The sequence below is a fragment of the Runella sp. genome (assembly GCF_027484545.1).
GTDB lineage: Bacteria > Bacteroidota > Bacteroidia > Cytophagales > Spirosomataceae > Runella.
On the sequence record NZ_JAIXST010000061.1, the window covers coordinates 1 to 22474 of the forward strand.

At 42.4% G+C, this 22474-nt stretch carries 25 protein-coding genes; 15 read left to right on the forward strand and 10 right to left on the reverse strand.

The genetic code is table 11. The features are described 5' to 3' along the window. Positions 1-120: 120 nt before the first annotated feature. A complete protein-coding gene (locus Q0081_RS05530; protein ID WP_298350167.1) occupies positions 121-834 on the forward strand; it encodes an SGNH/GDSL hydrolase family protein in 714 nt (237 codons plus the stop codon). An 87-nt stretch (positions 835-921) separates the two neighbouring features. On the opposite strand, the gene Q0081_RS05535 is transcribed toward Q0081_RS05530, so the two are convergent. The 6 genes from Q0081_RS05535 to Q0081_RS05560 all read right to left on the reverse strand — a co-directional run bounded on the left by Q0081_RS05535 (position 922) and on the right by Q0081_RS05560 (position 6741). Continuing rightward, entirely contained in the window at positions 922-1692 is a 771-nt protein-coding gene (locus Q0081_RS05535; protein WP_298350169.1) for a GntR family transcriptional regulator, read from the reverse strand. A 113-nt stretch (positions 1693-1805) separates the two neighbouring features. Beyond that, complete coding sequence (locus Q0081_RS05540) at positions 1806-3053, reverse strand: S-adenosylmethionine:tRNA ribosyltransferase-isomerase (protein WP_298350171.1); 1248 nt, start codon at positions 3051-3053, stop codon at positions 1806-1808. A gap of 2 nt (positions 3054-3055) precedes the next feature. Next, entirely contained in the window at positions 3056-3562 is a 507-nt protein-coding gene (locus Q0081_RS05545; RefSeq protein WP_298350173.1) for a hypothetical protein, read from the reverse strand. Positions 3563-3653: 91 nt separating this feature from the next. After that, on the reverse strand, positions 3654-5213 hold the full coding sequence (locus Q0081_RS05550; protein ID WP_298350174.1) for an Rne/Rng family ribonuclease: 1560 nt from the start codon (positions 5211-5213) through the stop codon (positions 3654-3656). Positions 5214-5568: 355 nt separating this feature from the next. Continuing rightward, on the reverse strand, positions 5569-6420 hold the full coding sequence (locus tag Q0081_RS05555) for a tetratricopeptide repeat protein (RefSeq protein WP_298350176.1): 852 nt from the start codon (positions 6418-6420) through the stop codon (positions 5569-5571). A 36-nt stretch (positions 6421-6456) separates the two neighbouring features. After that, complete coding sequence (locus tag Q0081_RS05560) at positions 6457-6741, reverse strand: HU family DNA-binding protein (RefSeq protein WP_298350178.1); 285 nt, start codon at positions 6739-6741, stop codon at positions 6457-6459. Positions 6742-6916: 175 nt separating this feature from the next. On the opposite strand from Q0081_RS05560, the gene mutY reads away from it, so the two are divergent. Both mutY and Q0081_RS05570 read left to right on the forward strand, forming a co-directional pair. Next, complete coding sequence (gene mutY / locus Q0081_RS05565; protein WP_298350180.1) at positions 6917-7978, forward strand: A/G-specific adenine glycosylase; 1062 nt, start codon at positions 6917-6919, stop codon at positions 7976-7978. A gap of 69 nt (positions 7979-8047) precedes the next feature. After that, positions 8048-8527 carry a single-stranded DNA-binding protein gene (locus Q0081_RS05570; RefSeq protein ID WP_298350182.1) on the forward strand — a complete coding sequence of 160 codons (480 nt, stop codon included), beginning with the start codon at positions 8048-8050 and terminating at the stop codon, positions 8525-8527. Positions 8528-8577: 50 nt separating this feature from the next. Here the strand turns inward: Q0081_RS05570 and Q0081_RS05575 are convergent, their stop codons facing one another. After that, positions 8578-9072 carry a hypothetical protein gene (locus tag Q0081_RS05575; protein WP_298350184.1) on the reverse strand — a complete coding sequence of 165 codons (495 nt, stop codon included), beginning with the start codon at positions 9070-9072 and terminating at the stop codon, positions 8578-8580. A gap of 30 nt (positions 9073-9102) precedes the next feature. Here Q0081_RS05575 and Q0081_RS05580 point away from each other — a divergent pair, with 30 nt between their 5' ends. After that, positions 9103-9510, forward strand: coding sequence for a VOC family protein (locus tag Q0081_RS05580; RefSeq protein WP_298350185.1), 408 nt, complete (start codon positions 9103-9105; stop codon positions 9508-9510). A 3-nt stretch (positions 9511-9513) separates the two neighbouring features. On the opposite strand, the gene msrB is transcribed toward Q0081_RS05580, so the two are convergent. Next, entirely contained in the window at positions 9514-9990 is a 477-nt protein-coding gene (gene msrB, locus Q0081_RS05585) for a peptide-methionine (R)-S-oxide reductase MsrB (RefSeq protein WP_409034047.1), read from the reverse strand. 75 nt (positions 9991-10065) lie between these two features. On the opposite strand from msrB, the gene Q0081_RS05590 reads away from it, so the two are divergent. The 10 genes from Q0081_RS05590 to Q0081_RS05635 all read left to right on the forward strand — a co-directional run bounded on the left by Q0081_RS05590 (position 10066) and on the right by Q0081_RS05635 (position 19272). Continuing rightward, complete coding sequence (locus Q0081_RS05590; protein ID WP_298350187.1) at positions 10066-10830, forward strand: SDR family oxidoreductase; 765 nt, start codon at positions 10066-10068, stop codon at positions 10828-10830. A 136-nt stretch (positions 10831-10966) separates the two neighbouring features. Continuing rightward, positions 10967-12193 (forward strand): sugar MFS transporter, encoded by a 1227-nt coding sequence (locus Q0081_RS05595; RefSeq protein ID WP_298350189.1) that lies wholly within the window; start codon positions 10967-10969, stop codon positions 12191-12193. Positions 12194-12219: 26 nt separating this feature from the next. Further along, positions 12220-13311, forward strand: a complete 1092-nt coding sequence (locus Q0081_RS05600) for a mevalonate kinase (protein ID WP_298350191.1) — start codon at positions 12220-12222, stop codon at positions 13309-13311. 95 nt (positions 13312-13406) lie between these two features. Next, positions 13407-14261, forward strand: a complete 855-nt coding sequence (locus tag Q0081_RS05605) for a glycoside hydrolase family 16 protein (protein ID WP_298350192.1) — start codon at positions 13407-13409, stop codon at positions 14259-14261. 394 nt (positions 14262-14655) lie between these two features. Next, complete coding sequence (locus tag Q0081_RS05610) at positions 14656-15738, forward strand: type III polyketide synthase (RefSeq protein WP_298350194.1); 1083 nt, start codon at positions 14656-14658, stop codon at positions 15736-15738. A 101-nt stretch (positions 15739-15839) separates the two neighbouring features. After that, positions 15840-16346: an RNA polymerase sigma factor gene (locus tag Q0081_RS05615; protein WP_298350196.1), complete on the forward strand. Its 507-nt coding sequence runs from the start codon at positions 15840-15842 to the stop codon at positions 16344-16346. Beyond that, positions 16343-16540 (forward strand): hypothetical protein, encoded by a 198-nt coding sequence (locus Q0081_RS05620; protein WP_298350197.1) that lies wholly within the window; start codon positions 16343-16345, stop codon positions 16538-16540. The genes Q0081_RS05615 and Q0081_RS05620 overlap by 4 nt, the downstream gene beginning before the upstream one ends. Before the next feature lie 21 nt (positions 16541-16561). Beyond that, complete coding sequence (gene lgt, locus Q0081_RS05625) at positions 16562-17419, forward strand: prolipoprotein diacylglyceryl transferase (RefSeq protein ID WP_298350199.1); 858 nt, start codon at positions 16562-16564, stop codon at positions 17417-17419. A gap of 56 nt (positions 17420-17475) precedes the next feature. Beyond that, positions 17476-18645 carry a CPBP family intramembrane glutamic endopeptidase gene (locus tag Q0081_RS05630; protein ID WP_298350201.1) on the forward strand — a complete coding sequence of 390 codons (1170 nt, stop codon included), beginning with the start codon at positions 17476-17478 and terminating at the stop codon, positions 18643-18645. Between the two features lie 39 nt (positions 18646-18684). Continuing rightward, positions 18685-19272: a Crp/Fnr family transcriptional regulator gene (locus Q0081_RS05635; RefSeq protein ID WP_298350203.1), complete on the forward strand. Its 588-nt coding sequence runs from the start codon at positions 18685-18687 to the stop codon at positions 19270-19272. Positions 19273-19321: 49 nt separating this feature from the next. Here the strand turns inward: Q0081_RS05635 and Q0081_RS05640 are convergent, their stop codons facing one another. Together Q0081_RS05640 and Q0081_RS05645 are read right to left on the reverse strand one after the other, a co-directional pair. Continuing rightward, complete coding sequence (locus Q0081_RS05640) at positions 19322-19597, reverse strand: hypothetical protein (protein ID WP_298350205.1); 276 nt, start codon at positions 19595-19597, stop codon at positions 19322-19324. 54 nt (positions 19598-19651) lie between these two features. Next, the gene (locus Q0081_RS05645; protein ID WP_298350207.1) at positions 19652-20494 is read right to left on the reverse strand and encodes a DKNYY domain-containing protein; all 843 of its coding nucleotides are present in this window, start codon (positions 20492-20494) and stop codon (positions 19652-19654) included. Positions 20495-20675: 181 nt separating this feature from the next. On the opposite strand from Q0081_RS05645, the gene Q0081_RS05650 reads away from it, so the two are divergent. After that, on the forward strand, positions 20676-22430 hold the full coding sequence (locus Q0081_RS05650; protein WP_298350209.1) for a TIM-barrel domain-containing protein: 1755 nt from the start codon (positions 20676-20678) through the stop codon (positions 22428-22430). Positions 22431-22474: the final 44 nt, after the last annotated feature.

Sequence of the window (22474 nt, forward strand, 5' to 3'; positions counted from 1 at the left end):
AGAAAGTCGCTATCCTTTTCCAAATTGGACAAGTGGCACAACTTGGCGATTGGTTGGTGCTTTTGGCAATTCAACTTGGAGAGGCAGCATTACATTTGATACACCGCCAAAAATAGAACAATGAAACGACTTTTTATACCGTTCCTTTTGATTTTGCAGGTCTCTTTTGTAAAAGCGCAAACCGCTTCCATTGCCGACTCGGCGAGCTATTTGTCAGAAATCAAAAAGGAACTCGTTACCCAATGGCCTAAAAATCGCACCATCAATCTGGTATTTCACGGGCATTCGGTGCCTGCCGGTTTTTGGCATGACCATGAGGTTCATACCTTAGAATCCTACCCCTATTTGATTTTGGGAAAGTTAAAAGACCAATACCCTTACGCTGTTATCAATGTGATTGTTACGGCCATTGGAGGCGAAAATTCGTTGAAAGGGCAAAAGCGTTTTGAAACCGAAGTTCTGAATCACAAACCTGATGTGTTAATGATCGACTATGCGCTCAACGACCGTTTTTCTGACATCAACGCCGTAAAAGAAGCTTGGGAAAAGATGATTCAAACGGCCTTGGCTCAAAATATCAAGGTCATTTTATTGACCTCTTCTCCTGATCAACGATTAGATATTTTGGCCCCGGGCAATCCTTTGGAGGCGCATGTGCAGCAAATCAAACAATTGGCGGAAAAATACCGGATTGGTTTGGCTGACCCCTACGATCAATTCAAAAAAGCAGCAGCTCGCGGGGAGTTAGCCAACTACATGTCACACGTTAACCACCCAAACAAAAAAGGGCACGAATTAATTGTAAATGAGTTGCTTAAATGGTTTAAGAAGTAATTTTAGAACGCTGATTTTTAAGATAATTATGATTAAAATAGGTTCATAACTAATCATAAAAATCATACAAAATAAGCGTTCCATCAATCAATTCGCCGCATTTTCCGATTTGTAATTGTATTCAGGACTGGCAATGACGGCAAATTTGTATTTCTCACCGTGATAATACGACTGCTCAATTTCCACGACAATATCGCCCGAACATACCACCGCGCTATCCAGCACAAAAGCAGGAATGGGCTTGTTTGATTCAAAATTGGTCGTATTAGGCTCCAGAATAGCCACGCCTAAGGTTTGCTGCACTTCACTGATTTTCAGATGGTAGGTATCTTCATATACTTTAAAATACGATACCTCAGTGGGAATTTTATTGATCTTGGGACATAAGGTCAGCGAAATATATTTAACCTCGTCTTTCATCAATAAATCATCGGCATACCGCAGTTGGTGCAGTTTTAAGACCGGCCCGCCAATGATAAAATGTCGTCCGTTAATTTCTGATGAGATACCGTCAGGCAGGATTGTTTTTTCAAGAACAATGTTTTTAGGCGTGAATCCTTCGGCAATCAAACTATCATGAAAACCGCGACGGGTCGCATAAATAGAGCCGAGGGTACGTAGCAAATGATGGTCTTCCGTACGGTTAAGAACAAACGTTCCTTTGCCTTTAATACGCCGTGCCCAACCTTTGGATTCTATTTCGAGCAAGGCTTTTCGGGCCGTCGTATTACTTATTTTATAATGCTTAATAAGCTCGTTTTCAGACGAAATTTGATCACCCGGGAGCAATTCTCCCGATTTTATCTTTTCAATAATTTCTTCACTAATTGTGACAAATTTCGCCTTAACTGTAAGCATTCTATTTCAAATAGTTATCCTGAAAATTTTGCTATGCTATATGAATAACAACATTGATACTTAAAAGAACCTGCTAAAATTTGGATTTCAAAATGATAAACCCAAAAACAATTTTATTTGACGGAAGTAGCAGAACTATTATTTCCAAAAAGTAAAGAAGAATCTCCATAACTCAAAAAACGATACTCATTCGCCAAAGCTTCTTCGTAAATTTTTCGCCAATCCGGCCCTACAAACGCTGCTATGAGTAACATAAGAGTCGAGTTAGGTTGATGATAATTAGTAATCAATCCTTTACAAAGTTTAAACTCATACCCGGGAAATATCATAATCTCCGTTTCTCCCACCAACTCTTTCAGATTTTGAACTTTCATGTAACTCAAAATTGCCTCCAAAGAATCGGCTGCCGAAGGTACTTGTTCATTTTGATACGGACTCAGTTTTTCAATCCAAAACGATGTTTCACCTTGCAGTAAACGTACTCCGTACCAATATAAACTCTCTAATGCCCGTACGGAAGTAGTTCCTACCGCAATAATTCTTCCCAAATTTTGCCGTAGTTTTTCCAGTAAATCTAACGTAAAAACAACCTGCTCTGCGTGCATCGTGTGCTCCACTGCATTCAGTACTTTGACAGGTTGAAAAGTACCCGCTCCCACATGCAAAGTAACAAAAGCATGATTGATGCCCTTTCGAGCCAAATTTTCAAAAACACGTTCAGTAAAATGTAATCCTGCGGTAGGTGCCGCAACCGCCCCTTCAATTTTTGAATAAACCGTCTGGTACGTTTCCAAATCCCGGCTTTCTGCTTTTCGATTCAAATAAGGCGGCAACGGAATTTCACCCAACGCCCGAATGACATCGGCAAAGGAAGGAGAAGAAAATGGAGGGGGAGAAGAAATAACTTCCCAACTAAACTTTACCCAATTATTCTCTACATCAGTCCATTCGGCCCTTATTCGTAATTCGTAATTCGAAACTCGTAATTCAGTAGTCAAAACCTCCCCCACTTTCCATCGTTTTTTATTGCCAATCATACAACTCCACACACCGCTTTCCGTTTGTTGCATGGCATCATTGATAATTCGCGAGGGTTCTTCAGGATGAAGCAGAAAAATCTCTATGACAGCTCCGGTGGGCTTTTGAAAAAACACCCGAGCAGGAATGACCTTGGTATCGTTGAAAACTAAAAAACTATCTGACGGCAGATAATCAGGTAAGTTAAAGAAATGCTCATGAGTAATTTTACCGTCCTGGTAAATCTGCAACTTAGAACTGTCACGAGGCTCCACGGGATATCGGGCAATTCGTTCATCCGGCAAATCGTACTGATAATCAGCAAGAAGTATTTCGGGGAGCATAACTAATCCTCTAACTTGGGTTTTATCATTAAACGAATAGGCAAAGCAATCAAAATGATACACAGGAATCCCACCACTAAATACAACAATCCCTCGAAAGCCGAAATTTTATAGGTGAACTCATTATTAACCGTGGCCAATGCAAAGACAGTCATACCAACGAGTGTATTGATCATAGCAACCAAACTGTAGATCCAATTGCGGAGGTGTTCGTTTAACTCATCACGTTGTGCAGCCCATTCAACGCGATTCGGAATAGGAAGCAGATCATTCGGAATCTTGAGTAACTGACGACCCAGTGCCAATAACAATACATTATTGACTAAAATCAGTCCAACGATAATATAGAATATTTCAGATTTTCTTATAAACTCGTCGGCTTTACCGGCAGCATCAAAATGTACACCTACATCTTCACTGAAAAGACTATAACTATAGACCGATACAACAAAAACCGCTATCATCGAAAACATTCGCCAAACGCGAATGGCCAAAGTTGTTATTTTCATAGGTAAAAAGTTAAGGGTTAAGAATTAGAAGTGAAAGGTTGACTAACCCTTACTATCTAACACTTAACCCTTCATACATGTTTTAAGAGAATCAAGTTACGGCGATTTCTATTTCTTCACCGTATTTATCGTAGAATTTAAACTCTGTAATTGGCAAGGAGCTATCTTTCAGAAGTTTAATCCACGATTTGAATTTAAATAACCATTTGAGTCGGGGCGACGGGAATCCCGCCGTGAAGTACGCGTGCAAGTACGGGTGAAGGGCTACCGACACCTTTTGTTCGTTTTGACGGGTCAACAAATATTCGAGATTACTTTCAATAATGTCCGAAATCAGGATACTGGGCTGAATAGTTCCTGTACCGTTACAAGTGGGGCATACTTCGCGCGTTACGATATTAATCTCAGGGCGAACCCGTTGACGCGTGATTTGCATCAATCCAAACTTAGTAAGCGGTAATAAGGTAAACTTCGAGCGATCGGCCTTCATTTCGGCTTTCATCACATCGTACAGTTCTTTTTTGTGTTCAGCTTTACGCATATCAATAAAGTCCACCACAATGATTCCGCCCATATCGCGTAAGCGAAGTTGGCGAGCTATTTCTTTGGCGGCTTCTGTATTGGTATGAAGCGCTGTATCTTCCTGACTTTCCTCGTTGTTGGACTTGTTGCCGCTATTGACATCTATCACGTGGAGAGCTTCGGTGTGATCTACGATTAAGTAACCACCGCCGGGGAGGCTTACCGAGCGACCAAATAATGACTTTATCTGCTTTTCAAGACCTACCTGTTCGTAGAGTTTATTTTTGCCGTTAAAGAGTTTGACAATTTTTTCTTTCTCTGGGGCAATCGTATGAATAAACTCTCTGATATCATCATACATCTCTTTGGTATCAACCGTAATACTGTCAAACGTATCGTTGAGCATATCACGCATGATGGAAGACGCACGGTTCATTTCTCCAATGATTCGGTCACGGGGTTTGGCCTCATTCAGGGCTTTCATTCCGTGTTCCCACTTCCGAATGGAGTTTTGGATATCTTTATCCAATTCATCCACGTCTTTGTTGGCGGCTACCGTTCGGACAATGATTCCAAAATTGGCGGGCTTGACCGAGGTCATCAGCTTATGAAGCCGAGTACGCTCTGCTTTGTCCGTAATTTTTTTGGAGATATTAACCGAATTGGAGAAGGGTACCAAAACCGCATACCTGCCTGCAATGGATATATCACAGGAAAGACGGGGACCTTTGGTTGAAATAGGTTCTTTAACGACTTGTACCAAAATGGGTTGGTTTTTCGCCAACAACTTGTCAATTTTACCCAACTTATCAATTTCCGGCTCCATCTTGAAATTATTCAATTTGCCGGAGGTGATGCGTTTGGCGATGACTTCTTTGGTCAGTTTGTTTAGAGACTGTACGTTAGGACCTAAATCATGATAGTGTAGAAAAGCATCTTTTTCATATCCGATGTCAACAAAAGCAGCGTTCAAGCCAGTAACGAGTTTCCGAACGGTACCTAAATAGATATCACCGACCGTAAAACTACTTTCCGACTCCTCCACATGGTACTCTACAAGCCGCTTTTCTTGCAAAAGAGCAATGCGAGTACCTTTTTGTGAGGCACTAATGACCAGTTCGCTACTCAATGTTATGAGGGGATATAGGGTGAAAACCACTGCATAAGAAATTACGCGCGGTTAAAAACAACTACATTGTCCGATAAATTATCGCAGAAGTGTATAAAATCCCAAAACCAAGGCGTACTTGTACCTTGGTTTTGGGATCAGAAATTATTTCTTCTTATGACGATTTTTTCTGAGGCGCTTTTTACGTTTGTGAGTAGCGATTTTATGTCTTTTTCTTTTTTTACCGCAAGGCATAGCTTTAAATGTTTTTAAGTGATTATTTTCTTTTATCACTGCAACTTCGTGTTGCAGCGTCGATTCGTTATTGATTTATATTACCCAAAAAACTTCAGATAACGGACAACCAACGTCTGTTTCATTTCAATTCTTTCTCCAATTCAGCAATAGCTGCCTGAATGGTGGGGTCTTTTTCCTGCTGTTTCACAATGGAAAGTTCTTCCAAAGCCTCCTTGTTTTTTCCGGTCTGAGCCAAAGATACGCCCAAATAAAAGCGAGCTTTGAAATTAGCAGGACGAACTTTCAGCAACTGACGAAAACGCTCAATTGCTTTTTCATATTGATTGGACCGCATTGAGAGCAATCCTAAGTTAAATAATGCCACCTCATTGGTTGGGTCAGTCGCCAGTACTTCGCGTAACAACATAATTCCCTGCATCGGGGTTTCCGTCGAAACATAGGTCATGGCGAGATTTGCCTTTGCACTAAGTAAATTAGGGTTTTTGTCGAGCGCTTTTTGGTACCACTCTCGGGTCTTCACTCCTAAATTCACTGTCTTTTTACTCTCCGCGGAAAAACCGAAGGCATCATAATAACGATCACCGGCTCTCAAGAAATTCTTCTCGGTAGGTTCTAACAAAGCAACTGCTTCTGCATATTTAGCCGAGCTGTCGAATTTTCTGATGTCTAAATAAAAATCAGAAAGCTGTACCCCTACTTTTACTTTCTCCTTTGAATCAGTTGCCGACGTGTATTGCTGAACCAGTTTACTCACTGTATGTTCCTGCTCAGTAGTCAGTGGAGCATTATGTGCATCGGAAGGTGTAGAAGCAGTTGCTCTTTCTTCCGCTACAGGTGACTGCGCCTGAGTGCTGTCTTTTTCGCCAACCTGTTTTCGTTCCTGCGTACTAACTACAACTCTGGGAAAGCTGTAAAGCCCTCCGGTAAGTAGTGTAGCTAACAAAATTACTATCCAAACTGAGCGATTCATAACACTTTTTTTAGCCTCTGAGCGGCACCAATACGATTACTTGTCTGAGCCTTTTACTTGCTCTACAAAAACTTTTGCAGGTTTGAAACTCGGAACATAATGCTCTTCAATCACAATAGCCGTGTTTTTAGAGATGTTACGGGCTACTTTCTTAGCACGTTTTTTGTTTACGAAACTACCAAAACCGCGAACATAAATATTTTCACCTTTGGCCAATGAATCTTTTACTACTGAGAAAAACGCTTCAACTGTTTCAGAAACGTGTGCTTTTTCGATGCCGGTTTGATCGGCCACTGCGGCAATTAAGTCTGCTTTCGTCACTTTTTTAAACTTTAAGGTTATAAAACTGTTATTTTTTGGAAATAAGTTTCAAAAATCCTGCTTAGCCGATGTGTTGTTAGCACTCGGCTTGTTTTGAGCGCACAAAAGTAGTACTTTTTCGACAAATTGCGAAAATCTTTTCCGTCTTAATTTCAAAAAAAACATTCCGAATCCATTGAATAACAAGTTTTTTGCTGAAAAGGTAATCCGTTGGTACCAATATCAGCACCGAGATTTAGCTTGGCGACATACCCGAGATCCGTACTATATTTGGCTTTCGGAAGTCATTCTCCAACAGACTCGTATTGCACAGGGATTGCCTTATTATGAACGTTTTGTTAAGACCTATCCCACCGTCTTTGACTTAGCCTCTGCCCCCGAACAGGATGTCATCCGGCTATGGCAGGGATTGGGTTATTATTCTCGTGCCCGCAACCTTCATCAAACAGCCAAATACATTGCTCAGGAGCTAAACGGCAAATTTCCTGAAACGTACGCACAGCTTCTTAAACTCAAGGGAATCGGCCCCTATACCGCTGCAGCCATTGCTTCTTTTGCTTATGACGAAGCTGTAGCGGTGGTAGATGGAAACGTCTATCGCGTATTGGCAAGAGTGTTTGGAATAGAAACAGACATTGGCAGTACGCAAGGGCAAAAACAATTTGCACAATTAGCAAATGAACTCATTCCCCACGACCAACCGGCGACTTACAATCAAGCCATTATGGAATTTGGGGCCGTTCACTGTACTCCTGTTTCTCCCGATTGTTTATTATGTCCGTTGCAGGCCGAATGCCAAGCCAATGCCAAAGGACGAGTCAATAAACTTCCGGTTAAACTCAAAAAAACGAAAGTACGGGAGCGATTTTTCAATTATTTTGTCATCATCCAAAACGACTCAGTTGCTATGCGCCAACGCACTGACCGCGACGTGTGGCAACAGCTGTATGACTTTCACTTAATTGAGACGAAAGAAATCATTTCTTCCCTTGATGAATTGCCCGGATTACTCACTCTAATGCCTATTTTGTCGAAGACAATCGTTACCGCCCCTGCTCGTATTTACACCCACATTTTATCACATCAGCGCATTCAGGCGCAGTTTTGGGTCTTACAAATCCCACACGGAGAGGTAGTCGAATTACCTGAAAAAATGACATTTTTAACCCATGAAGAAATTGAAAATGTACCCAAACCGGTATTGATTACGTCTTATTGGAAAGAGCAGTTTTTTTGAGTAAATTTGTCTTGGGAAAACAGCAAAAAATGAATCAATTCGTAACCTTTTAATTCTCAATTTATAACAATGGCTGGCGTAAACAAAGTAATTTTATTAGGCAATTTAGGAAGTGACCCCGAAGTTCGTCATTTAGAAAATGGCTCAGCAGTAGCTCGCTTTAACATTGCTACTTCAGAGAGCTATACAAACCGCAGCGGCGAGCGTGTAGAACAAACAGAATGGCATAGAATTGAATTGTGGGATAACTTGGCTAAGATCGCCGAACAGTATTTGAAGAAAGGAAATACTGTGTATATCGAAGGGAAATTACGTACCGAAACCTGGACGGACAAAGAAGGAAAGCAACGTGAAGGCAAAACCGTCCGTGCGAATACCATGCAGTTGGTAGGAGGTCGTAACAGCGGCGGCAGTGAGGAAAGTCAACCTTCTTATGGTGCTCCCCAATCTCAGGCGGCACCCGCACCTCGTCCCGCAGCGCCAAAACCTGCGGAACCTATCTCAGCTGATTTAGGAAACCATGGGGGTGATGATGATTTACCGTTCTAATGGAAATTCATAATAAAGCCTGACGGAGGAATCCGTCAGGCTTTATTGTTTTAAAGGCGAATTACCTGCATTTTAACTTCATAATTTTCCTTCGGTGCGGGAGGCATCACAGGATAAGGATTGACCTGTTTTAAAATAAACAAGTACTTCTGACTATTGATTGTTACGTCTAAGGAATCCTGGGTGACAAACCCTTTCTTTCTGCCAGGTTGTACGAACTGGCACTCTCCAAGACACATTTGAATTTTTTGTTGAGCATTTACGTTCAAATCCACCACTACTTCTCCTGCCCGAATACAGGTAGCATTGGACGGACAACGACTGTCTGCTACATCGTCAAATGACAGTTTAATCCCATCCACCTGCGTTTGCTGCTTCCATTTTAAGGTAAAATCCCCTGCTAAGTTTTGATCAACTGCGCTGAGATTTTCAGTTTTACAGCCAAAGGCTGTTAGAAATACGAATACGAGTGCTTTTTTTATGGCTAACAAACTTATTTCTTTTACGATACGAACACCGTGTCCATACCTAATCTTAAGACGCAACACGTTTAAAAATAGTTGGAATCTTTATTTATGAAATTAACAATCAAAGCACTGAATCACGTTGCAATATACGTAGCTGATGTTGAAAAAAGCATCGCGTTTTATCAAAACATTTTAGGCTTAGAAGAATTGCCTCGGCCTGCCTTCGATTTTCCGGGAGCTTGGTTTCGTTTGGGAACTGAACAGGAATTACATTTGATTGGAATTCGCACAGAGCCGGTAGTTTCGGGCTCAAGAAGTAATCATTTTGCCCTTGAAGTCAGCAACTTACCTGCCTGGGAAAATCATTTAAAACAAATGAATGCCACGTATCGTCCACCCAAGCCGCGACCTGACGGGATTCTTCAAATCTTCCTCCAGGATCCTGACGGTTATTGGATTGAGTTATTTTCAGGAGAAGCCAATTTATCCCATCAGGACATCAACCCAATGGGATAAAAATTATTTCTTTTCAAAAGCCAATGCGGCGCCGTTCATACAGTAACGCAGGCCGGTAGGGCGTGGGCCATCATCAAATACGTGGCCTAAATGGGCATCGCAAACGGCACAAATTACCTCATCGCGTTCCATTCCAAAGCTTTTATCTTTTTCGTCTTTCAGAACTTTTTTAGTAAGTGGAGCATAAAAACTCGGCCAGCCTGTCCCTGATTCAAATTTAGTATCCGAACTGAACAAAGGTGTGCCGCAACAAACACATTTGTAAGTACCTTTTTCTTTATTATTCCAATAGGGGCCCGTAAAAGCTCGTTCCGTTCCTTTTTGACGCGTTACGTAATACTGCATCGGATTCAGAATTTTTTTCCATTCCGCATCCGTTTTTACCACACGTTTTAGCTCTTTGTCCTGCTGTTGAGCGATTGCCAACGGCCCCATTAATGATATTCCTCCCAAAGAGAGGATGAAATTACGACGATTCATGTCTAATTAGGTTATTTGGTTGTTTTGCTTATAATAACGTAACAGTTCATTTGAAAGTTTTAACCTTACCATAAAATGCTTCCACATTGGCAACTTGCCGGCAAACGCGCCCTCGTAACGGGCGGCACAAAAGGTATCGGACGTGCAACCGTCCAAATTTTATTAAAGATGGGGGCCGAAGTAATGCTCGTAGCCCGCAATGCTTCTGAAGTCAACCAACACGTCGCCGATTATCAATCGCAAGGTTTTCAGGTCAGTGGTTTAGCATTGGATTTGGGAAGTGCTTCCGCTATCCAACAACTCACGCAGGCCGTTGCCGAGCAATGGGAAAATCTGGATATTTTGGTAAATAATGTGGGTACCAATATTCGTAAACCCACAATTGCTTACTCAAATGACGAATACGATTACCTCATCAACACCAACCTGCGTTCTGCTTTCTCGCTTTCTCAAGCTTTATTTCCCTATTTAAAAGCCGCCAAAGGCTGTATCGTCAATGTGACTTCAGTAGCGGGTCTTACCTCGCTTCGGAGCGGCTCCATTTACGGCATGACCAAAGCCGCTCTTAATCAACTTACGCGAAATTTAGCTTGCGAATGGGCCGCTGACGGCATCCGGGTTAATGCCGTAGCACCTTGGTATATTGAAACACCGCTGACCGAAACCGTTTTATCCAACCCTGACGCCCTCGCGGATATTTTGGGGCGAACCCCCATGAAGCGCGTAGGTCAACCGGAAGAAGTTGCCAATGCCATTGCGTTTCTTTGTTTACCGGCTGCAAGTTATATAACAGGCCACATTATGGCCGTCGACGGAGGGTTTGCTATTTATGGGTTTTAAATTACCACTCACAAAGCGCTGAAAAGGCACCTCTGTATTTTAAAAAAATTTAAAAAATACGCGCTAAAACTTTTTAGTGCGGAAAAAAATTCATTTTTTCGGGCTATTATTGACTTACTAAACCTTTCTCCTAACCATGTCTAAGTCTAATCAAAACCAAAGTTACGTCGGGCCTTTAATTATTATCGGTTTACTTTTCTTCGTTTTCGGATTTGTTACCTGGGTAAACGGTACCCTCATTACCTTTTTCAAAAAAGCATTCAGCCTCGACAACACCAGTTCTTACTTGGTTACCTTTGCTTTTTTTATCTCTTATACGGTTATGGCGATTCCGTCGTCAGAAGTACTGAAACGAACAGGCTTCAAGAATGGAATGTCGCTGGGTTTAGGGATTATGGCCGTTGGAACCATCATTTTTATTCCGGCAGCCCAGATTGCCTCCTATCCCCTGTTTTTAGTTGGACTTTTCACTATTGGTATCGGTTTAACTTTACTGCAAACGGCTTCTAACCCTTATGCCACTATTCTTGGACCGCGTGAAAGTGCCGCCCAAAGAATCAGTTTTATGGGGGTAGCTAATAAATTAGCGGGTATTTTCAGTCAACGGATATTTGGTGGACTGCTGTTGGCCGGGGGCGCAGCCGCTACTCCCCAAGATGAACTTCAAAAAGTGGAAGTACCTTACATGATTTTGACGGCGATATTGGTAGTACTGGCTGTTCTTATCAAATTTTCGAAGGGACTTCCCGACGTAAGTGAGGAACAGGTAGACGCCGATGGGAGCACTATCGTCGCAGCACACAACAGTGTATTTGCATTCCCCAATTTAGTCTTGGGGGTAATCGCCTTATTTTGCTACGTGGGTGCAGAGGTGATTGCAGGAGATACCATCATCAGTTACGGAATATCTCTTGGATTTCCGGAAAGCGAAGCCAGCGTTTTTGGCACCTATACCCTTTGGTTAATGTTGGCCGCTTACGGAATGGGTATTGTTTTGATTCCCAAATATGTGTCGCAAGGCACCTGCCTCCGTGCATCGGCAATTCTTGGCCTTATTGTGACGGTGTTGGCCATCTTTACCAGTGGCTTTACGTCAGTACTTTGTATCGCTGTTCTCGGTATGGCAAACGCCTTGGTATGGCCTGCGCTTTGGCCTTTGGCTCTGGATGGTTTAGGCAAATTTACCAAAACAGCTTCCGCTTTGCTGATTATGGGAATTTCGGGTGGTGCCGTATTACCATTGGTTTATGGTAAATTGGCTGATTCAATTCATAGCACTCAGCAAGCGTATTGGATATTACTTCCACTTTATGCTTTTATTCTTTATTACGGGCTGGTTGGTCATAAAAAGCGCAGCTGGTAAATATACCTTTAAAATTCAGTATTACCTTGAAAATCAGCACACCGGGCCGAATTTGCTTGTTTGGCGAACACCAGGATTATTTAGGATTACCCACCATTGCTGCTGCTATTTCGCGCCGCATCAGCATTGAAGGAACGTACCGAAATGATACCCAAATTATCATTCATTTACCTGATTTAAACGCAAAAGAGTCGTTTTTCCTCTCCGAAACATTACCCTATTCAAAGGGAAGAGACTATTTTCGCAGTACAATCAATGTGCTGAAAAGACGCGGTTTTGTGTTTAGCCGTGGACTGGAATGTAAAGTACACGGCAACATTCCAATTAACTCAGGAACCTCAAGTTCTTCGGCTTTGATCGTTTCCTGGGCCAATTTTTTGACAAGGCACGCCGACAATCCCACCGAAGTTTCGCCAAAAGAATTGGGAGAAATAGCAAACGCAGCTGAAGTATTAGAGTTTGGCGAGCCGGGTGGCATGATGGATCACTACTCAACGGCCATTGGCAATGTTATTTATTTGGAATCTACGCCCAAAATTTACGTGGAAGGTCTGCAACCCCAATTAGGAACTTTTGTCTTGGGCGATTCTCAACAGCCTAAAGATACACTGGGTATATTAGCGCGTTGTCGTTTCGGGATGGAAGCCATCATTCAAAAAGTCACTGAGTATGACCCAACTTTTTCCATTTTTACGACACCTTATGCACAGGCCGCCCATTACTCTTCTCTCCTCAACAATGATGAATTGGGGCTATTAAAAGCCAATTTGGAAGACCGTGATATTTTAAGAACCGGAAAGGAGCTTTTAATTCAATCACAATTGGCTGCTAATGGCGATTTTGACAAAGAATTTGGCCAACTTCTCTACCGCCATTTTGAAAATCTCCGCGACCATAAACGCACCTCTACCGAGAAAATTAACCGCATGATAGATGCCTCCATGAAAGCAGGGGCATTGGGTGGTAAAATTAACGGTTCAGGTGGAGGTGGATGCATGTTTATGTATGCCCCCGACCACGCCGAAGCCGTGGCAGAAGCCATTACCCGCGAAGGTGGTATCCCGTACATTATTACCGTAGATGAAGGCAGCCGGGTCGAAGCCTATCGGGAAGCTTAGGTATTTTTCACTGGACAAAATCTTTTAGGGTGTCCAAATCGTTTATAATTAGTAAGTTTGGGTGAAGGTTCAAACTTACTAATTGACATTTATTTATGAGAGTTTTTCTATCTCTGACCATAGCAAGTCTTGTAATTTTTGCGTTATCCTGTCAAAAAAAAGAAGAGTACGGTCCATTGCCCGATTTTCCCAATACCGTTGCCCCTTATGAATTTGCCTCCACCCCTGCCTGGCAGGATGAATTTGACATAGATGGATTGCCCGATGCTGCTAAATGGGACTATGATGTCGGAGGAAATGGATGGGGAAACAATGAACTGCAATACTACACCAAAGCCAACCCCAAGAATGCCCGAGTCGAAAATGGGAAACTTATTATTGAAGCCATTAAAGAAAGTTTCAATAGCAATAATTACACTTCAGCACGATTAGTCACCAAAAAGAAAGGAGATTGGCTGTACGGAAAAGTAGTCGTACGGGCAAAACTCCCAAAAGGCACAGGTACTTGGCCCGCAATATGGATGTTGGCTACTGAACAGACCTATGGTACAGCCTACTGGCCTGACAATGGGGAGATTGACATCATGGAACACGTAGGATTTGACCCTAATGTCATTCATGGCACAGCTCATACGAAAGCATACTACTTCTCAATTGGCACCCAAAAAACAGCAACAACCATCGTAGCAACCGCCATGAGCGACTTCCATGATTATATCCTGGAATGGACGCCGAGTGAGATAAAAATATCGGTAGATGATAAAAATTACTTTTCCTTTCAAAAAGAAAGCAGTGAATGGCAAAAGTGGCCGTTTGACAAGCCCTTTCATTTGTTGCTGAATATTGCGGTCGGTGGCAACTGGGGTGGACAAAAAGGAGTGGACAACAGTATTTTCCCACAACGAATGGAAGTAGATTATGTACGAGTATTTCCACTAAAGAAAAACTAAAAAAGCGGGTCCGGCCCGCTTTTTTTAATAAAGGATGTTTTCGTGGCTGCTGAAATTTTTAAAATAAAAGTCCTTTGCTAATCAGGGGATACAAAAAATAAAGCACGATGTAGCCGAAGATAACAAGAGTCAAACCGGCCAGCCAAATTGTTTGATCCAGGATAAGCGGAGTTCTCCTATTGTCATCCATGATCCGATAACTTTTTGCTGATTTCATTTATATAAAAAATGTTTTGGGGTTTCGTTTTGCAAAGGAGGCAAGTTTTTTCTTAAAACTTTAGAGTAGAAATACCTGTTTTTAAATAAAGTTATCTAACGGTCATTTGGCCGACAAAAACCATTCAAATTATTGCGTTTATTTACAAAACGCATCACCAGTCCAGTTACCTATCGAATGCCAGCATACATCACATTTATCGGAACTGCGGTTCCTGACCACACCATTGAACAGTCGTCCATTGCCGAATTTATGATACGGGCTTCTCAACTTGATTATTCGGAAGGTCGTAAGCTTAAAGCTTTGTATCGAAGTACAAAAATTCAGAAAAGGCATTCGGTATTGAAAGATTATGGACTTACTGAAAATTTTGAATTTTACCCAAATACTCCTGATTTAGAGCCCTTTCCGACGGTTTCTCAGCGAATGCTTGCTTACCGTCAATTTGCACTTCCTTTAGCGCTTAAATCCTTACAGGAGGCCCAGAATACTGAAAAACTAAACAACGTTACTCATCTTATCACTGTTAGCTGCACAGGCCTTTATGCCCCGGGATTGGACATTGAATTGGTGGAAGCTCTGCAATTATCACGTCAAACTCAACGCACCTCCATTAATTTTATGGGATGCTACGGGGCTTTCAACGGCTTAAAAATGGCCCATTCCATTGTACAGGCTGACCCCAATGCGAAAGTGCTATTGGTGTGTATTGAACTTTGTACTTTGCATTTTCAGAAAAAAATCGACGAAAATTATATGCTCTCCAATGCGCTTTTTGCTGATGGAGCTGCGTCCGTTATCATCGAAGGACAGCCACAAGGTTTGTCGCTGGAAATGCGGTCTTTTTATTGTGATTTACTCTTTGAAGGCCGTAATGACATGGCTTGGCACGTTGGAGATTTTGGGTTTGAAATGATCCTGAGTTCTTACATTCCTCGACTGGTCAAAGGTGGTCTTGGGGAATTGATGACCCAATTGCAACAAACAACTGCACTGCCGGATTTTGATTTTTACGCCATTCATCCCGGAGGAAGAGCTATTTTGGAAGCTGCCGAAACGCAACTTGGGCTTACCCCCGAAGACAATCGGTATGCGTATGAAGTCCTGCGCGACTACGGCAATATGTCTTCCTGCACGGTGCTGTTTGTGCTTCAAAAACTGCTCCAGGAAAGAAATCAGGAAGATGTAGGCAAACATATTTTCAGCTGCGCTTTTGGCCCGGGCCTGACACTGGAAACGGGCATTTTTAAAATCGTTTAATCGACCGGTCTCCTACTGATTTACACATTTTTTTGAATGTGTGTGACTTTATTGTACCTTCTGCAACTAATACTTTTATAATCCATCAGTCATCTTTAGCAGTGGAAAAAGTATCGTTACAAAAAGAGTTTGTGCAACTGATCGCTATCCAACAAAAGCTGATCCACAGCCTTTGCAGTCTTTACTTTTCCCAAAGCGAAGACAGAAAGGATATGTTTCAGGAAATAGTACTCCAACTTTGGAAAGCGTATCCTTCTTTCAATCATCAGTCAAAGGTTTCTACCTGGATGTATCGAATTGCTTTAAACACCGTTTTTGCGAAACTGAGAAGAGAGAAATCCCGTCCTAAAAACGAGCCTTATTCGGAGTACGCCTATCAGATTTCAGCCTCCGACAACTCTTTGGAACTGACGCAGGCTACTGAAGAACTGTATCGCGCCATTGAGCAACTTTCGGACGTGGACAAAGCCATTATTATGCTCTATCTCGAAGAGCACAGTTACGAAGAAATTGCAGGTATTTTGAATTTGAGTCGAACCAACGTCAGTACAAGAATCAACCAAATCAAGTCCAAACTTGAAAAACTTTTAAAAAACCAATTGCCATGAACTTAGACGAATTAAAACCTTTGTGGGAGTCTTATAAAACGCAGGTAAACGACCAATCGGAATGGAGTTCAGACGACATTTCCCGGCTTGTCAGAAATCGCCCCACTCCTATTCCATGGTATCAAAAAGCCCAGCGGCCTTTTCTTCATTTCTGTGTCAGTTGTTTACTCATAAGCATTACTTCAGGTTGTTAAACTTCTAAAAACATTCATCACATGTTGGCTTACATTATCTGGGACATTTCTCCCAACGTCATTACTATTGACTTTTTTGGCGCTTCTTTGCCCATCCACTGGTACAGTCTCCTGTTTGCATCAAGCTTTTTAGTGGGTCAAGCGCTGCTTTCTTTTATTTTTCGTTCTGATGGCGTAGCTGTCTCCAAAGTAGAATCTCTTTTGCTGTATATGGTGGTTGCCACCGTAATAGGTACCCGAGTTGGCCATTATTTGTTTTATGAATGGGAACTGCTCGTTGCTCAACCTTGGGACTGGTTTCTATCAATGATTAGCTTGCCTTTTTACGGATTAGCCAGTCACGGTGCCACCATCACCATTTTGTGGGCTTTATATCTGTACACTCGCCACCCCGACAACCCACCTTTTTTGTGGCTGGCAGACCGTATTGTCATCGCCGTAGCTTTGGGAGGTGCATTGATACGACTGGGCAACTTGTTCAATTCGGAAATTTATGGCAAGCCTACCGATTTGCCTTGGGGTTTTGTTTTTGTTCGCGAAACCGATTTTAACTTATTCCCCCTTGTTCCGCGTCATCCTACGCAATTGTATGAAGCTTTCTTTTGCCTGTTTTTGTTCGCATTTACTTTCTATTTGTGGAAATACAAAAGGCATACGCTGCCCGAAGGTGCGATTACGGGACTATTTATGATATTGCTTTTCGGATTTCGTTTTATGATCGAATTCCTCAAAACTCCACAGGAAGGTTTTGAAAACAATATGCTTCTAAATATGGGGCAATGGCTGAGCATGCCTGCTATCTTAACGGGCCTTATGATTCTTTTTTACGCTCAAAAACATAAATTAGTGACTTCAAAAACACATTTGATGAAAAATTAATAAGCATAGATAGTCTGATTGGGTTTCTTTTCGTAGTACTATCAGCTAACCAACCTATGAAAGAAACCTCCACCTCCTACAACCGAGCGCTGTTGACCGGCGCCGGTTTAACTCTCCTCCTTTTTGCCCTATTTTTAATCACCAATTGGAAACTGTCGGCCCAAGAACTCTTCATGGACAGTCCCTTCTTTTTGGCGATTTATTTTCTGATTTTTACCGTTGGGCACCCTGCTATTATGGCTCATTGGCAGGAGCGACTCAAAGAAGGTACAGAGAAGGTTTTGGTCTTTCCTATTTTGTTGATTGTGTTGCTGTATGCCTATTTGATTATCCATGGACACACCCCTTTTCAGGGTTCGGCAGGCCTGTTTATCTTCTATTTATTATTTCCAACCGTGGGGTTTTTGGCTTTCAAAAAAACATCTTTGCCCGTTGTTTGGTCAGATATTATATTTGTTTTATTAATCGTAATACCTGCCACAAGCATATCGTTTGGAACCGGCACTTCCCTGCCTTTCAATGGTTCGGGATTCAGCAATGCCATGCGTTTGGTCATTATGCTTTCGGCCGTTTATAGTTTTGGCTACATCCGTAATCTGTCCGACGTTGGCTTTTTCCCGAATTTTCGTTGGCAATCGCTTTTGACAGCCCTTGGAGCTTGGTTATCTTTTGTGCTTTTGATTGTAGTTCTGGGCTATTTTGGAAATTTCCTAAATTTCAGCGGCAACGACGTTTTTACCTCAAAATTCGCGTACGAATGGGTCAAAGACTTTGTCCGTATTTTTGTGGGAACGGCCCTGTTTGAAGAACTTTTTTTAAGGGGGCTTTTGCAGAATATTTTGGCTAAGAAAATCACGCAAAGCGGCAAATGGCCTGTCTACTGGAAGTGGGGATTTATTATCTTCTTCCTACTTTCGTTTGTTACCGGCTATTTTGTTCAGCTCAAAATGGCTTGGTTTCCTATGTTAATTACGGTACTGATTTTCATTCCTGCCTATTTTATTGAAAAAAAGCAGGTTACCCTTCACGGACCTTACACTTCATTGGCCATTACGAGCCTGTTTTTTGGACTGGTGCATTTCCATTCAGGTTCCCTTTTGTTCGTTGGATTGGCAAGTATTGCAGGTTGGGCTTACGGATACACTTACATGAAAACCAAAAGTGTATTTTATGCCGCTTTGGTACATGCTTTAGTCAACTCTTCCGAATTTCTTTTTCATATTTGAGGGAAAAACACGTTCATCTCAAACACCTCTCTCCTTATTATGACTGACAAAGAGACACTTCAACTGGCTTTGGCACAAGCCGCCGGCTTGGATGAAGAAAACTTTCAATTATCGGCCCCCTATTGGCAATATAAAGTGTACGACAAAGGAGGATTTTATAATGAGCAGCGGAATATTTGTCGCTATCTGGGTTTTATTTTGGAAGGCGTTTTCAGGACTTTTTACACCGATGACAAGACGGGCGATGATAAAAACCTATTCTTTTTCTCCCAACATCAAATCATTACTTCTTACAAAAGTTTTGTCACTCAAGCGCCCTGCAAATACTATACGCAGGCCATGACCGATGCTCGAATCTTAATGATAAGCCTTGAGCATCTTACTCAATTATATAAACTGTCGCATCAATGGGAACGCTTCGGACGACTGATTGCCGAACAGGCCTTTAACATCGTGATGGACAAAAACGAAGGTTTTTTGTTTAAAACTCCCGAAGAACGTTATTTGGAATTGGTAGAACAGCATCCTACCCTTTTGCAAACCATCCCTTTATACCATATTTCTTCGTACTTAGGCATTCAGGGGCCTTCTCTTAGCCGTATTCGTAAGAGAATTTCTGGAAAATAATGGCTTTCAACTTAGGCCTGTTTTGCAAAAATCAATTTATGGCAAATGGCTACTTTCTGAAGAAATTCCAGATCAGCCCTACGATACCACCTATTATCAATCCCAGTACTGCGGCGATAAAAACGTAAAAAATATAAACCGGGATGTAAACAATGAACCATGCCTTCAGTTCATAGCTCAGACTTTCGTACTGTGAAATGCTGAATGCTACGCCTGCCACAGCCCCCGCCAACATTCCGACAAACCCCACTAAGCCACCTCGCCAAAGGAAGCTCCAAAATGATTTGGATTTAGGACCCTGTACTGATTTCTCGATTGAATTCATATCCATGATTTTTACGTTTTTTAAGGAATAAGATAGAAAAACGGGTTTACTGCTTCAGTTTTTGGTTGGTACAGGAACTCCCGATTGGTAGTTGCCATTTTTATCTTTTCCACCATTGTTTTCTGTCTCCTCAAATGTCTCGGGATCAGCGCCTTCGACGATTCGGGTTTCATAATAGACGTTCTTTTTGTCTTTGGAATACGCTTTTTTCAGCCCAATAAACGTCGCTGCGTCGGCATTAGGGACGATAGACCACGTTACCTCTCGTCCCAATATCAATGCCCAAGCGTGGTTTTTATCTTTGAAGTATAGTTCTGTTATTTTCACAAAACTCTGCCCATCAGTCCCTTCCAACGGTTTATGTTGCCAATAAACTGTTTTTTTGTCCCGACAAACGTAATACCCATTGAACATTGGAATGAACTCAAACGTAGTAGGGTCGGCTCTTTCGATTTTAAGAACTCCTTCGTACACAAAATGACTGTCACGGGCGTATACGATTCCTTCGGCAGTCACATTGGAGGCTGTTTCATTCCGATTTGGCACAATTGTAAAATTTGCCGCATCATCACTAACGATTACGTCTCGCGTGTATCCGTGATTTTTATCTTTGGAGTAACTTCCCCCCAGCAATCGGAACGTAGCAGGGTCGGCATTGGGAATGACTTTACCCAATAAAAAAACGTGTTTGCCGTCCTTGCCATAGTCTTTATTGAGTGCCTCAAATGTGTCTGCATCAGCTACCTCGATAACCATCCGCTGAGCAGGAAATCCCGTATAAATCACGACTTCTCCCTTTTCAATTTTGTAGCCGCTTTTCATGCCGTCGGGCAGGCTGCACCCTTTGAGAAAGAAGGACAACAAGTTGAGCCCTACCGAAAAAACCGTTTTAAACATGGTGAAAACTCTTTAGTACTTTCCAAAACTACGGCCTCCCTACTCCTTTCAAAAGTCATAATGTATAACCGGCAGGTATTGCAAAAATTTGGAAGGAATGACTGTAAACTCGGTACTTTTTACGACTCCGTTCGTATAGTATAAAGCAAAGAATCAACACAAGAGCGGACGTGCTTCAAGTATGAAAAAAATTAGTAGAAAATCAGTTAAATACCTCCTCATCAGTCTGGTTGTCTTAACCCTGATTGGCTACTTTTACTTTATTCTCCCTTTTTGGGGTATTCCTTTCAATGCCCAACGACACGGCAACCCTCCCCTGACACCCGCCTGGGTTTTGGAATGTTGGTTGTGGGAAGACGACCAAAACACGGCCTCGTACGAAGATTCTTTACTGGACGGCTACGCCAAACACGACATTCCCGTCCGTACGTTGCTGGTTGACAGTCCGTGGAGCTTGCGTTACAATGATTTTGAAACCGATACCAGCCGTTATCCTCAGTACGGAAAGTGGTTTACGGGCCTGCAGGACAAAGGGTATCGCGTGGTTTTGTGGATGACTTCCATGGTGGATAGCCACAACAAAGACACTAAAATTCAGGAATCGAAGGAGTTTTATCAGGAGGCCAAAGACCAGGGCTATTTGATTGGCAACGGCAACGAAATCAAATGGTGGAAGGGCAAAGGAGGTTTTATTGATTACACCAACCCCGAAGCCAAAAAATGGTGGCAGGGTATGCAGCAAAAGGTCCTGAAATACGGCATTGACGGTTGGAAACTGGACGGTACGGCCACACTATTTCGGAAACAGCTTGGCCCGCTTCCCTTTTTATACCAAAAATCACACGCAGGTTGGCTAACTACCCGCCAATACATGGATTTGTATTACCGGGAAGAATACCTCAACGGACTCAAAAGCAACCCCGAATTTGTGACGTTGGCCCGTGCCATGGATCGTTGGTTTCATCCCGAAGGATTTGCGCCGATTGATGCTTCGCCCGTCAACTGGGTAGGCGACCAAAAACACTATTGGGAAAGCAAAACGCAAACATTAGCCAAAGGCGAAGTTCAAAAAGACATTGCTCTGGAAGGAGGGCAGGGCTTTGAATCAGCCATTCAAAGCATCTTAAAAAGCGCTAAAATGGGCTACAGCGTCATCGGCTCCGACATTGCAGGCTTTTCGGGAGATTCTATTCCCGCTCGATTGTACATTCGTTGGGCCCAGTTTTCTACCTTTTGCGGCCTGTTTCTCAACGGCGGGCACGGTGAACGGACACTTTGGAAAAGAAGTCCCCAAGAGTTTGAAATCATTCGTCGCTTTTCGTGGCTGCATACCGAACTGGTGCCTTATATGTACAGTTATGTAGTGTCAGCGCACTGTGGCGGCACTCGTCTACAACGCCCGGTTGACGGAAAATACCACTACTTATTTGGTGATAATCTGTTGGTTGCTCCGATTTACAAAGATGAATTGGAAAATGAAATCCATCTGCCCGAAGGTCAATGGCGCTACTGGTTTGATGATAAAGAAGTGATAACGGGTTCCCAAACTTTTACCAAAAAATTTCCGTTGGAAGAGTTTCCACTTTACATCAAAGAAGGAGCCATTATCCCCCTCAATGTCCAACGCACCTACACCGGAATCGGTGATTCTACTTCGGCGAACTACCTTACCTGGCTCATTTACCCTAAAGGCAAAAGCGAATTCACAGTGTATGACACCAAAGACCAAACACCTACGACGCTCATCGTTGAGCAACAGGGTGATGAAATTCATCTTCGATTCAAAGGCAAGAAAGTAACATCGCTTTTTCGGATACATTCTGCGGTTCGGCCTAAGAAAGTGTTGGTAGATGGAGTGGAAAAAACGTTTCAATACGATGCAAAGAAGCAGAGATTGACATTAAAACAAGAGTTAAACGAAGCCAAATCGAAGTAGAAACTATTTAGAATATAACACGGATTGAAGGGGTCAAACGGATT

What these genes read in the sequence shown, in the direction of transcription:
- Q0081_RS05530 (WP_298350167.1), top strand. Translation starts at nt 121, where the DNA reads ATGAAACGACTTTTTATACCGTTCCTTTTGATTTTGCAGGTCTCTTTT.
- Q0081_RS05535 (WP_298350169.1), bottom strand. Translation starts at nt 1,692, where the DNA reads ATGCTTACAGTTAAGGCGAAATTTGTCACAATTAGTGAAGAAATTATT.
- Q0081_RS05540 (WP_298350171.1), bottom strand. Translation starts at nt 3,053, where the DNA reads ATGCTCCCCGAAATACTTCTTGCTGATTATCAGTACGATTTGCCGGAT.
- Q0081_RS05545 (WP_298350173.1), bottom strand. Translation starts at nt 3,562, where the DNA reads ATGAAAATAACAACTTTGGCCATTCGCGTTTGGCGAATGTTTTCGATG.
- Q0081_RS05555 (WP_298350176.1), bottom strand. Translation starts at nt 6,420, where the DNA reads ATGAATCGCTCAGTTTGGATAGTAATTTTGTTAGCTACACTACTTACC.
- Q0081_RS05570 (WP_298350182.1), top strand. Translation starts at nt 8,048, where the DNA reads ATGGCTGGCGTAAACAAAGTAATTTTATTAGGCAATTTAGGAAGTGAC.
- Q0081_RS05580 (WP_298350185.1), top strand. Translation starts at nt 9,103, where the DNA reads ATGAAATTAACAATCAAAGCACTGAATCACGTTGCAATATACGTAGCT.
- msrB (WP_409034047.1), bottom strand. Translation starts at nt 9,990, where the DNA reads ATGAATCGTCGTAATTTCATCCTCTCTTTGGGAGGAATATCATTAATG.
- Q0081_RS05590 (WP_298350187.1), top strand. Translation starts at nt 10,066, where the DNA reads ATGCTTCCACATTGGCAACTTGCCGGCAAACGCGCCCTCGTAACGGGC.
- Q0081_RS05595 (WP_298350189.1), top strand. Translation starts at nt 10,967, where the DNA reads ATGTCTAAGTCTAATCAAAACCAAAGTTACGTCGGGCCTTTAATTATT.
- Q0081_RS05605 (WP_298350192.1), top strand. Translation starts at nt 13,407, where the DNA reads ATGAGAGTTTTTCTATCTCTGACCATAGCAAGTCTTGTAATTTTTGCG.
- Q0081_RS05610 (WP_298350194.1), top strand. Translation starts at nt 14,656, where the DNA reads ATGCCAGCATACATCACATTTATCGGAACTGCGGTTCCTGACCACACC.
- Q0081_RS05620 (WP_298350197.1), top strand. Translation starts at nt 16,343, where the DNA reads ATGAACTTAGACGAATTAAAACCTTTGTGGGAGTCTTATAAAACGCAG.
- lgt (WP_298350199.1), top strand. Translation starts at nt 16,562, where the DNA reads ATGTTGGCTTACATTATCTGGGACATTTCTCCCAACGTCATTACTATT.
- Q0081_RS05630 (WP_298350201.1), top strand. Translation starts at nt 17,476, where the DNA reads ATGAAAGAAACCTCCACCTCCTACAACCGAGCGCTGTTGACCGGCGCC.
- Q0081_RS05635 (WP_298350203.1), top strand. Translation starts at nt 18,685, where the DNA reads ATGACTGACAAAGAGACACTTCAACTGGCTTTGGCACAAGCCGCCGGC.
- Q0081_RS05640 (WP_298350205.1), bottom strand. Translation starts at nt 19,597, where the DNA reads ATGAATTCAATCGAGAAATCAGTACAGGGTCCTAAATCCAAATCATTT.
- Q0081_RS05645 (WP_298350207.1), bottom strand. Translation starts at nt 20,494, where the DNA reads ATGTTTAAAACGGTTTTTTCGGTAGGGCTCAACTTGTTGTCCTTCTTT.
- Q0081_RS05650 (WP_298350209.1), top strand. Translation starts at nt 20,676, where the DNA reads ATGAAAAAAATTAGTAGAAAATCAGTTAAATACCTCCTCATCAGTCTG.